Consider the following 11851-nt stretch of genomic DNA (forward strand, 5'->3'; position numbering starts at 1 on the left):
TTTGTCTTATACTTTGACAAAGGACCTGTTGACAAAAGACTAGGGACACCAATTTATGGAAGCTGGAACCGAAAGAAGGAACTGTAGTATATCCTGAGAGAGTCCTTTGTCTGATAATCTTATGTCTTAAATAAATTATGATACAATTTAAGGAATTTACACTGGATAACGGCTTACGTGTAATCGTGCACGAAGATCATACTTCGCCAATGGCTGTACTGAATGTGCTGTATGATGTAGGATCCAGGGACGAAGAAGAGTCGCACACCGGCTTTGCCCATTTATTTGAGCACCTGATGTTTAGTGGCTCTATAAACATACACAGCTACGACGAACCTTTGCAGCGCGTGGGTGGTGAAAACAACGCCTTCACCAGCCCAGATATCACTAACTACTATTTATCAGTACCGGCGCAAAACATTGAGACAGGTTTTTGGCTAGAGTCGGACCGCATGATGGAGCTGCTCTTTAACGAGAACGGCCTGGAGGTGCAGCGCAAAGTGGTGGTAGAGGAGTTTAAGCAGAATTACCTGAACCAGCCTTACGGCGATGTTTGGCTGAAGCTGCGCCCATTGGCTTACAAGGAGCACCCGTACAAGTGGGCTACAATCGGTAAAGAGATTTCGCACATAGAAGATGCCACCATGGATATCGTGAAGGCATTTTTCAAGAAACACTACTCGCCAAGCAATGCCATACTTGTAGTAGCCGGTAACGTTACCTTCGACAAAGCAAAAGAGCTTACCGAGAAATGGTTCGGGCCTATACCTGCCGGACAAAAGTATGAGCGCAACATTAAGCCGGAGCCAAAGCAAACTGAGCCACGTGTGCTGGAAGTAACTGCCGATGTGCCGCTAAGCGCTATCTATAAAGCGTACCATATGCCTAACCGCACGCACAAAGACTATTATGCCGTAGACCTGATCAGTGACATACTGGGTCGTGGTAAATCGAGCAGGCTGTACGATAAGCTGGTTAAGGAGCAGAAGCTGTTCAACTCTATTGCCGCGTCGGTGACAGGATCTATAGAAGAAGGTCTGCTGATCATACAGGGCAAGCTGAACGAAGGCATAAGTATTGAAGAAGCCAATGCAGCCATAGAAGCTATTAACAAGGAACTGATGGATAACCTCGTGGATGAGCATGAGCTAAATAAAGTAAAAAACCAGGCAGAGACCAGCTTAGTTTTCTCTGAAATTGAGCTGCTGAACCGCGCTATGAACCTGGCCTATGGAAAACTGCTGGGCGATGCAAACTTTGTGAACACCGAAGGCGAAAAGATACAAGCCGTAACGCCAGCCGATATTCAGCGCTGCGCTAAAGAAGTACTGAACCCGAATAACTGCTCAACGCTGCTGTACAAGGCAGAGAAAAAGCAGGAGGCGGTAGAAGCGTAAGTTTTGACAAAGGACTGCTTGACAAAAGACAAAGGAGAAGGGTTAAAACTCTTTTGTCCTTTGTCAAGCAGTCCTTTGTCCTTCTGAAGAGAACCTTTCCCGCCTCACATTTGTATATACAACAAACAATTATAAATTTGCACCGCAATCGCAGCAAGCACCAATGCGCATAGAAGACGAAATACACCAGAAGCACTTTAAAGACGATTACCGTCGTTTGCTGGTAAACCTGTTGTTTACAAACAACTGGGTTAACCAACAGGTGATGCCGTTCTTTAAGCAACTGGGGTTGACGTTGCAGCAGCATAATGTGCTGGGTATACTTCGAGGGCAGCACCCGGAGCCGGTTTGCTTTGGCGATATTCAGAACCGCATGGTGGACCGCAACTCCAATGTAACCCGCCTTATAGATAAATTGATTGAGAAAGGCTACGTTACCCGCGATGTTTGCGCAGCAAACCGTCGTATGATTGAGGTGCGAATCACAGATAAAGGCCTGAAAAAGCTGGAGCAGGTGGATGAAAAATTTCCAGACCTTTTCTCCAAACTCCATAACCTTTCGAAGGAGGAAGCTGTTTTGGCCAGTAACCTTTTAGACAAGCTCAGAGGATAGGCTATTTTTTTAGCATGTTATTTGTATATACAAGTAATGTACAGACTTAAATTATGAAAGAAGTAAAAATAAAAGGAGCAACGATACCAGCCTTAGGATTAGGCACATTTCAACTAGAAGACAATAAAGCATTTGAAATTACCAAAGCGGCTTTAGCAGAAGGTTACCGCCATATCGACACCGCACAGATTTACAGAAACGAAGAAGGTGTAGGCAAAGCCATACAAGCATCTGATGTAGCCCGTGAGGATGTTTTCCTGACCACCAAAGTATGGCGTGAGAGCCTGGCTAAGAAAGATTTCCTGCCGTCGGTGGAGCAAAGCCTGAAAAAGCTGAAGACAGACTACGTAGACTTACTGCTGATCCATTGGCCAAATACCGGTGTGCCCGTGGCAGAATACATGGAAGAACTGATGAAGGCCCAGCAGAAAGGCTACACGAAATATATCGGCGTGAGCAACCATCCTACCAAACTGCTGGATGAGGTGCTGGCCACAAGTGCCGACATCATCACAAACCAGGTAGAGTATCACCCGCTAATAAACCAGGACAAGCTTTATACTTACCTGCAGCAGCACAACCTTACTCTTACAGCTTATAGCCCCATTGCACAAGGCAAGGTGCTGGGCAATCCTGTTCTTAAAAGTATAGCCGAGAAGTATGGCAAAAACGAAGTGCAGGTATCGCTGCGCTGGCTGATGCAGCAGGATAGTGTAATGGCTATTCCAAGAACATCAAAAACCAGCCACCTCAAATCAAACATAGATGTGTTCGACTTTGAGCTGACACAAGAGGAGGTAAAACAGATAGACCAACTGAAGAAAGATAACATCCGTGTTGTCAATCCATCTTTTGCCCCAGACTGGGACTAATATTTAACCAAGAACTTTTAATCAAGAATGAGAAAGATTGTAAAGGCAAGACAACTCCTAAACTTTCTAACTCTTTAACTTTCTAACTATAGATATGTCACAACCACTTTTAGAACCTATAAAATTACACGACCTGGAACTGAAGAACCGGGTAATTATGGCACCCATGACGCGCAGTCGCGCTGATAACGAGGGCAATGTACCGAATGACCTAATGGTAACCTACTATACCCAGCGCGCCGGTGCCGGACTGATTATTTCAGAGGGCTCGCAGATATCGGAGCAGGCAACTGGTTATATAAATACGCCTGGTATTTACTCAGAAGAGCAGGTAGAAGGCTGGAAGAAAGTAACCGATGCCGTGCACGAAGAAGGCGGCAAGATATTTATTCAGCTTTGGCACGTTGGTCGTATGTCGCACCCCGACTTTCACAACGGCAAATTGCCAGTGGCGCCGTCTGCCATTAACCCAGAGTCAAAATCCTTCACACCAGAAGGCTTTAAAGACACCGTTACGCCGCATGCTTTAACCATAGAAGAGATAAAGCAAATCGTGCAGGACTACAAAGCTGCCGCAGCAAATGCAATGGAGGCAGGTTTTGACGGTGTGGAGATTCATGCCTCGAACGGTTACCTGTTGCACCAGTTCTTTGCATCTACTTCTAACATCCGCACCGATGTATATGGCGGTTCTAAGGAAAACCGTGCCCGTATACTTTTCGAGGTGATCGATGCCATTAAGGAAGTGGTGCCTGAAGAGCGAATCGGTGTGAGGTTAAATCCAAGTCTGCACGGCACGTTTGGCATGACGCTGAACGAGGATACTATTCCTACCTTCGATTACATCATCGAGAACCTGAACAAGTATAACCTGTCATACCTGCACTTAACGGAGGCGTCGCAGTCTAACTACGATGTGCCGCATATCGAGAAGCATATCGCTAAACGTTACCGCCCAATTTACAAAGGCAACCTGATCATTAACGGTGGCTTTACACAGGAAAGCGGCAACAAAGTAATTGAGGAAGGAGACGCGGATATGATAGCCTACGGTGTACCGTTTATCTCTAACCCTGACCTGCCAGAGCGTTTTGCACAAAATGCAGAACTACAGGAGGCCGACAGTAAAACATTCTACGTTCCTGGTGCCAAAGGCTATATCGATTACCCTTCGCTTGCGGAGGTAGAGGCCTAAGCCTGAGGCGCTTTTATATATACCGGCAAAGCCAGCTGCACTAGTAGCTGGCTTTTGCTTTTATACTTACCATAACCTGTAGCAACGTATAAACTTAAAAAACGGCATCTATACTAGTGCGCAATCGTAATTTTCGGTTAGATTTACCTTTTATACTTGTCAGGCTTATACTTTAAAGTATAGTTAACATGAAACTAAAAATAAGAACCGGCTTTGGCTACGATGTGCACCAACTGCAGGAGGGGCTGGATTTCTGGCTGGGTGGCATTAAAATACCGCACACACATGGCGCACTTGGTCACTCTGATGCCGATGTACTGATACACGTAATTTGTGATGCCTTGCTGGGAGCCGCCAACATGCGCGACATTGGCCATCATTTCTCCGATAAAGATCCCAAGTATAAAGGCATCGACAGCAAGATTCTTTTAAAAGAAGTTATGCACCTGCTCTCACGCGAAGGCTACGAGATCGGCAACATCGATTCTACCATTTGCCTGCAGGAGCCCAAAGTTAACCCACACATCCCTGCCATGAAAACTTGTTTGGCAGAGGTAATGGGTATTCCGGAGCATGATATTTCTATTAAAGCCACTACTACCGAGCACTTGGGATTTGTGGGCAAGAAGGAGGGAGTAGCCGCTTTTGCAACTGTTTTAATTGTGAAGCAGTAGAAAAGTAAAATCTGCTCTAGACAGAACAAATTAAACCTGCTGAACTAACCTTAGTCTAAACAGCACCTAACAATCTAAACTAAACTTTTACTAACACCTTATCACTAACTATGAGACATAATGTCTATGCTGCCCTGCTGCTAGCTGCCCTCGGCTTTGGCTGCACGAAGGGCCCAAGCGCTAGTAACCCAACCGTAGATGCTGCCAAACTGCGTGAAGCAGCACCTAAGTATGGTCAGACGATCACTGCCGCCGATCTTTCAAAACACCTGTACATTATTGCATCAGATGAGTACGAAGGCCGCAACACAGGTGAGAAAGGCCAGAAAATGGCTGCCGAGTACATTGCCCGCGAATTCCGTGAAGACGGTCTTGTTGGCCCGGTAAAAGCTGGCTCAAACCCCTTCTACCAGACATTTGACTTGGAAAAAAGCCAGTGGGGCGAAGGCCACATGATGGTTGGCTCCGAAAAATACCTGATGGGACAGGACTTCTTCGTATTGGGCAGCAGCTCTCCGTTCCAGACAGAGCAGGCTGCTAACGTGGTTTTCGCAGGCTTCGGCATCGATAGTGAAAGCTACTCTGACTATGCTAACCTAGATGTCAAAGACAAAGTAGTGGTGGTGCTGGCAGGTGAGCCAAAGAAAGCAGACGGCAATTACCTGATAAGCGGCACTACAAAGGCATCTGACTGGGGCAACGATTACCGCCAGAAACGCAATGCTGCCACAAAGCGTGGTGCTAAAGCCGTTTTAATCGTTACCGGCACAACAGCCAGTGAGTTTAACAGCCTGACACAGCGCTACAAAAACTTTGCGTCTCGTCCGTCTTTAGGGTTAAAGAGCAATACCAGCCAGCCAACAGCTGCCGCAGTATTCATTTCGCCGGTTGCAGGTGCTGCTTTGCTTAGCACAACTACAGAAAATCTAACAGGTTATGCTGATCAGGTAGCGAAGGCAGGAAAACCAGTTGCTGCTAATTTCACAGCTGCAAAGGATGTAAAAATTCAAGCATCACGCATCTCTACGCCGCTTCCAACTGAAAACGTACTGGGCTTTATTGAAGGATCAGACAAGAAAGATGAAGTAGTTGTGGTAACAGCTCACTATGACCACGTAGGTATAGATGAATCCCGCACAGGTGATAAGATTTACAACGGCGCCAACGACGATGGGTCTGGTACAGTAGCTGTAATCGAGCTTGCCGAGGCGTTTGCCCAAGCAAAGAAAGATGGCTTTGGTCCACGCCGCAGCATCCTGTTCATGACCGTTACCGCAGAAGAGAAAGGTCTTCTAGGATCTGAGTACTACTCTGAGAACCCAATCTTCCCACTAGCCAACACAGTAGCCAACGTAAACATCGACATGATCGGCCGTATGGACACGGAGCATGAGAAGACCAACGACAGCAACTATATCTATGTAATCGGTGCTGACAAACTTTCTTCTGAGCTGCACCAGATAAACGAAGAGGCGAACCAGAAACACGTAAACCTGAAGCTGGATTATAGATTTAATGATGAAAATGATCCGAACCGCTTCTACTACCGTTCAGACCACTACAACTTCGCTAAGAATGGTATTCCGATCATCTTCTACTTTAACGGAGTGCACGCCGATTACCACCAGCCAGGCGATGAGCCGCAGAAGATCCTATACGATGCAGCAGAAAAAGTTGCCCGACTGGCTTTCCACACAACATGGGAACTTGCCAACCGCGATAACCGCATTGTAGTGGACAGCAACAAGAAATAGTATACTAGAGCTGCTACTGCAGCCGTTTAATGTATAAGTGCTACACCTTTAGTAGCTTTGCGAAAAACACCCTAACTTTAAGGGTGTTTTTCTTTTGTAGGGGGCAGCTTTTGTCTCCGAAAACCGTAGGGTAGATACAGTATGAGTAAACTGAAACAGTTTTTGCTGGACGCAGAGACAAAAGCATTCGACCAGGGCCACCGCGCAACTATCAAGTTTAACATCGGCAAGTATAACGCCGCTGTGCAGCGTGGCCTCACCCAATACAGCGACCACGAACTAGCCCGCGAGCGTGGCTCCTTTATAAAAACGAACACCATCAACAACTTAGATAAGTACCTGATGGAGTTCGAGTCTAACTTTACAGCCCGTGGCGGCAAGGTTATCTGGGCTCGCGATGCCCAGGAGGCCCTGAAAGAGATTGGCGAGATCATGAAGCGCAAACGCGCCCGCTCTGTGGTAAAGTCTAAGTCAATGATAACCGAGGAGATCCATTTAAATGATTACCTCGAAAAGAATGGCATTGAAACAGTAGAAACAGACCTAGGCGAGTACATTGTGCAGCTGGCAGAGCAACGTCCTTACCACATTGTAACACCAGCCATGCACATGTCTAAAAAAGACATTGCAGAACTGTTTGTACGCAAACTGGGCATACCACCAACCGATAATGCTGAAGAACTGGTAGGTGTAGCTCGTAAGCTGCTGCGCGAAAAGTATACTTCTGCAGAGGTAGGTATAACAGGAGGCAACTTTCTTATTGCGGATATTGGCGGCGTAGCCGTAACAGAGAACGAAGGCAATGCCCGACTTTCCACTACCTTCCCAAAAACGCACATTGCTATTGTTGGCATCGAGAAAATGATTCCGTCGGTGATGGACCTGGACCTGTTCTGGCCACTCCTGAGCACCAGCGGCACCGGCCAGAATGTAACCATCTACAACACCATCATGACGGGACCACGCCAGCCAAAAGAGCAGGACGGCCCGGAAGAAATGTATGTAGTACTGCTGGACAACGGCCGTACAGAACTGTTAGCCCTTCCAGAGAAACGTGAGGCCCTGAACTGTATCCGCTGCGGTGCCTGCCTGAACATTTGCCCGGTTTATAAAAACATTGGCGGCCATACTTACGAGAGCACGTATAGTGGCCCTATTGGATCAGTCATTACGCCACACTTAAGCGGGATGGGCGAGAATAAACACCTCAGTTTTGCCAGCTCCCTATGTGGTGCCTGTACCTCTGTTTGCCCGGTTAAAATAAATATCCATAACCTGCTGCTCTTAAACCGCAAGCAAAGCGTAGAGCAGGGCCTGGCTGACGGGCAGGAAAAAACAGCATTTAAGTTCTGGCTAAAGGCCATGAAAAACCGAAAGCTAATGAATATAGCACCTGCTGGTGTCAAGAATTTTATGCTCAGGTTTGTGCAAAAAGATACCTGGAGCAAACGACGCGAGCCACTGCAAGTGCCTAAGAAATCGTTTAACCAGCTCTGGAAAGAACGAAAAGGATAAAATCAGAAGCCTGCCCTGTGCAGGCTTTTTTGTTAAGGTGCAGTTTATACTTGCTGGATCACTAACCCCACTATGGTGCAGGATTCAAGCGCAGCTATACTTATCACAAAGTATAAAAACAAAACGGCCTGCATCTTAAGTGGTGCAGGCCGTTTATGTTACTTTATTATTCGCAGGATTATCTGCATTATCGCTATTGTCGTCCATAGGTCTTTCTTCATTTAAAATGCTGTCTGTGTAAATGGTTTACGTGAAAAAACTGTCGCCTCGTCCACATCTTTCAGGCGGCAGATAAAACGAGTCATGCGCTCCACGCCAAAGCCACCACCGGCTGTCTTAGGCAAGCCAGTTTCCTTGGCCACCTCCAGGTAAAATTTAAAGGCTTCTTTGTCAGTGCCTGTTTCGCCCATGCGCTTTAAAATCTGCTCGTATTCATGCTCACGCTCTGCACCGGACAAACCTTCTCCAAAACCCTCTGGCCAGATAATATCATAGTTTAAGTAGGTGCCCGGCTTAGACGGATCTTCTTTGTCGTAGAACTCACGCTTGTGATTTGTAAGCCAGAATGGCGCTGTAGTATCTTCCGATTTAATGTGCTCATAGTCTGGCCCAAGTGCTGCTTCCAGTTTTTCGGTACGGTACACCGGCCATTTCTCATACAGCGGCAGTAGCTCACCGCGCAGCTCGAGTAATGTTTCAGGTATCTCAGCGTTCAGCCTACCGAAGATGAAATTTACCATCTCCTCTACAAACTCCATCACATAAAACCTGTCTTTTCCCTTAAACTCAAAATCTACCTGGGTAAACTCGAACAGGTGGCGTCCGGTAGCCGTACGGTCAGCAAACTCCAGGCGCACGTTAGGCGACACAATGTAAAGGCTGTTAAGCGATGGGTTCAGGAGCGCCAGCTGTTTGTGAAAGATCATCGATTTGGTAAGGCTCCAACGGCGATCGGCGTAGTTTATACTTGCATCTACCACGCCGTGGTTCAACGGATCCGTAATCGGGGAGAGCATGAGCGGCATCAGCTGTGTAAGCCCTTTTCTAAACATAAAATCATGTGTAGCCCGAATGATGCCCTGCTGCACCTGCAGCACTTTCGGCAGATCTTCACGGCACAGGTGCCGCAGCGTTGCGTCCAGCAACGTTGGCTTTTCTAATGTTTCTAACTCCATAAGTTTTAAAAAATTTGCAATGAATTTGAAGATTTATACTTACTAAAGTAAAAATAAGATTGCCATTATTGACAATTTAATAACAATTATTTTTTATGTTTGATAATTATTCAAAACATAGCACCACCTGTTGAAACTTTGCAAAAAAGACTAAGTATAGGGCTTTATGAATTATGAGATTGATAATCTGGACAAGCAGATCTTAAACCTGCTGATGCACAATGTAACCCGTGCCTACACCGACATTGCCAAAGAGCTGAATGTATCAGGAGGCACCATCCATGTGCGCATGAAAAAACTAACAGAGATGGGCGTGGTGAAAGGCTCTCAGCTGATCATTAATCCTGCTGCCATTGGTTTTGACATTTGTGCCTTTATTGGAGTGTTTCTGGAAAAGGGTTCTGTGTATAAGGATGCTGTAGAGCAAATGCGACAGGTGCCGGAGATTGTAGAACTACACTATACTACCGGCTCTTATAGTATGTTTATCAAGATCATCTGCCGCGATACTAACCATCTGCGAGAGGTGCTGAATGAGAAGATCCAGCCAGTAAAAGGTGTACAGCGCACCGAAACGTTTATCTCGCTGGAAGAAAGCATAAACAGGCAGATTTCCATTGTCTAAAATCTTATTTACCTGGCGCCAGCATCCAGCTGGTGCCGCTTAGTGAGTGCGAGTCTCCAGGACTCGCTTTCCTGCAATACCGGGTCCAACCACCCCTAACCCCTCCTTATCCAAGGCGGGGAATCATCCTATATACTCAGGATGAAGTATAAGCTCTGTGGTTACAGCTTAACCTCCATTTATTAAAATCTTTACAAAATGACAAAAAGGAATAGCCTTAATTGCAGTGATGGCATATAGTGAAGTAGTAGGTAAAATTCCCCGCCTTGGATAAGGAGGGGCCAGGGGTGGTTGGACCCGTTGCTGCGGAGAATAAAGTATAGCCTAACTTGATCGGAGAACGATTGTCATCCTCTTACGACCCCTTCACAGAGGGACTTTCTGCCATTGCTTAATCTGAGGTCTATTATTTTATAATTACAGATTTCCCTGACAGGTCGTGCTTAGTTCCTGAAACTTGTTTTCAGACACAGAAGCATCAGCACAAAAAAACAGCAGTATACCTACTACAAGTATACTGCTGCCCATAAAGTATAATTCCTAAAGTATAAACTACTTCAGCCTTTCTAACGCTCCTCTTAATCTTCCCAGCGAGTCCTTTATCTCCTCCAGAGAGGCACCACCAACTGATAACCTGAACCAGTTAAGGTCGCGGCTGGAGCCAAAGGCGGAGAACGGCACCACTGCCAGCTTCGCTTCCTGTAGCACATAGAACGTTACATCCTGGCTCGTTTGCAGCGCCTTACCGTCTGGCACAGTTTTACCGGCTACATCTATTTTGGCGGATAAGTAAATGGCACCCATGGGTACAATAGCATCCACAGCAAAGCCATCTGCCTTTAGCTCCTGAAAACCATTGTAAAGCACATCAAGGCTTTCCTGGATCTTTGGTCTGAACTCATTCATAAAGCCATCCACTGCCTGCGGCTGCTGCAAAAACTCTGCGGTTGCCATTTGCTCTGCTTTAGGTGCCCATGCACCAACGTGCCCAAGTATAGATTTCATCTTGTCCATCACTACTGCTGGACCGAAAGCATACCCTACTCGCACACCCGTAGCAGCAAAGCATTTAGAAGTACCATCGATGTAAACAACATAATCTCTTAATTCAGGGCGCAGACTTACCGGGTCGTAGTGTTCGGCATTACCAAAGGTCAGCATCCAGTAAATCTGGTCGTACAGCACATACAGCGGTTTTTCGCCTTCTGCTCTGCTGCGATTTTCCTCCAGCACCAGATCGCATATCTCCTCCAGGTCTTTTTTAGAGAACATGGTGCCCGTTGGGTTAAGCGGCGAGCAGAGTGCTAGCATGGTAGCGCCTTTCAGGTGTGGCCTTACGTCTTCTGCGGTTGGCATAAAGTTATTCTCAGGCCGTGTCTTTACCTCTACTGGTGTTGCCCCTGATAAATGACAGTAATGATTGTTGTTCCACGATGGCGTTGGGTAAACCACCCTGTCACCCGGATCAATCAGTGCCAGATAAGTAGCGTAGATCAATGGCCTGGAGCCACCGGCCACTAGTATATCATTTTCAGGATACTCTAGCCCTAATCTTTCTTTTGTAAACGCTACCACAGCTTTGCGCAGCACAGCAACACCGTTCGCCGGTGGGTAGTTGGTGTGCCCCTGCTCGTAGGCTTTGGTTATGCCCTGGCGCAATTCAGTTGGTATAGGATAAATGCTTGGATTAAAATCGCCGATGGTAAGGTTACAGATAGGTTCGCCTTTCGCGATCATTGCGTTTACCTCGCCGGCCACACGAATAATTTCGGAGCCGATCAGGTTTTGCGCCATTTTTGAGACTATCATGGGGGAAATATTTAGTGCTTTACAAGATAAAAATTTAAGACCAACTATATAAACGCACATCTGTAAAAACTATCTGGCAGTGTTCTAAAATTAATTTAACACCTGCACCAGCCACCATACACGAATCAAATTTATACTTTAGCAAAGGCGCCGGAAAAGCAAAAACATTTGTCCGCCCAAAGCTGTACCCAATAAGACAGAAGCTTAACTCCTACTTAATTT

10 protein-coding genes are annotated in these 11851 nt (G+C 46.4%); 8 read left to right on the forward strand and 2 right to left on the reverse strand.

What is annotated here, in order from left to right; all coding sequences use genetic code 11:
- The first annotated feature begins 137 nt into the window (after window positions 1-137).
- The 7 genes from H8S84_RS13445 (at window position 138) to H8S84_RS13475 (ending at window position 8020) form a co-directional block, all read left to right on the forward strand.
- Window positions 138-1397, forward strand: coding sequence for a M16 family metallopeptidase (locus H8S84_RS13445; RefSeq protein WP_187067880.1), 1260 nt, complete (start codon window positions 138-140; stop codon window positions 1395-1397).
- 163 nt (window positions 1398-1560) lie between these two features.
- On the forward strand, window positions 1561-2010 hold the full coding sequence (locus H8S84_RS13450) for a MarR family winged helix-turn-helix transcriptional regulator (RefSeq protein WP_187067881.1): 450 nt from the start codon (window positions 1561-1563) through the stop codon (window positions 2008-2010).
- Between the two features lie 53 nt (window positions 2011-2063).
- Window positions 2064-2882 (forward strand): aldo/keto reductase, encoded by an 819-nt coding sequence (locus tag H8S84_RS13455; RefSeq protein ID WP_187067882.1) that lies wholly within the window; start codon window positions 2064-2066, stop codon window positions 2880-2882.
- 94 nt (window positions 2883-2976) lie between these two features.
- Window positions 2977-4077 carry an alkene reductase gene (locus H8S84_RS13460; protein WP_187067883.1) on the forward strand — a complete coding sequence of 367 codons (1101 nt, stop codon included), beginning with the start codon at window positions 2977-2979 and terminating at the stop codon, window positions 4075-4077.
- Between the two features lie 188 nt (window positions 4078-4265).
- Window positions 4266-4751, forward strand: a complete 486-nt coding sequence (gene ispF, locus H8S84_RS13465) for a 2-C-methyl-D-erythritol 2,4-cyclodiphosphate synthase (protein WP_187067884.1) — start codon at window positions 4266-4268, stop codon at window positions 4749-4751.
- A 110-nt stretch (window positions 4752-4861) separates the two neighbouring features.
- Window positions 4862-6505: a M28 family peptidase gene (locus tag H8S84_RS13470; RefSeq protein ID WP_187067885.1), complete on the forward strand. Its 1644-nt coding sequence runs from the start codon at window positions 4862-4864 to the stop codon at window positions 6503-6505.
- 141 nt (window positions 6506-6646) lie between these two features.
- On the forward strand, window positions 6647-8020 hold the full coding sequence (locus H8S84_RS13475; RefSeq protein WP_187067886.1) for a LutB/LldF family L-lactate oxidation iron-sulfur protein: 1374 nt from the start codon (window positions 6647-6649) through the stop codon (window positions 8018-8020).
- Between the two features lie 221 nt (window positions 8021-8241).
- Here the strand turns inward: H8S84_RS13475 and H8S84_RS13480 are convergent, their stop codons facing one another.
- Window positions 8242-9195: an asparagine synthetase A gene (locus H8S84_RS13480; protein ID WP_187067887.1), complete on the reverse strand. Its 954-nt coding sequence runs from the start codon at window positions 9193-9195 to the stop codon at window positions 8242-8244.
- 166 nt (window positions 9196-9361) lie between these two features.
- Between H8S84_RS13480 and H8S84_RS13485 the strand changes: the two genes are divergently transcribed.
- Window positions 9362-9820: an Lrp/AsnC ligand binding domain-containing protein gene (locus H8S84_RS13485; RefSeq protein WP_187067888.1), complete on the forward strand. Its 459-nt coding sequence runs from the start codon at window positions 9362-9364 to the stop codon at window positions 9818-9820.
- 552 nt (window positions 9821-10372) lie between these two features.
- On the opposite strand, the gene H8S84_RS13490 is transcribed toward H8S84_RS13485, so the two are convergent.
- Entirely contained in the window at window positions 10373-11629 is a 1257-nt protein-coding gene (locus H8S84_RS13490) for a pyridoxal phosphate-dependent aminotransferase (RefSeq protein ID WP_187067889.1), read from the reverse strand.
- Window positions 11630-11851 lie beyond the last annotated feature (222 nt).

Source organism: Pontibacter cellulosilyticus (assembly GCF_014306105.1).
GTDB lineage: Bacteria > Bacteroidota > Bacteroidia > Cytophagales > Hymenobacteraceae > Pontibacter > Pontibacter cellulosilyticus.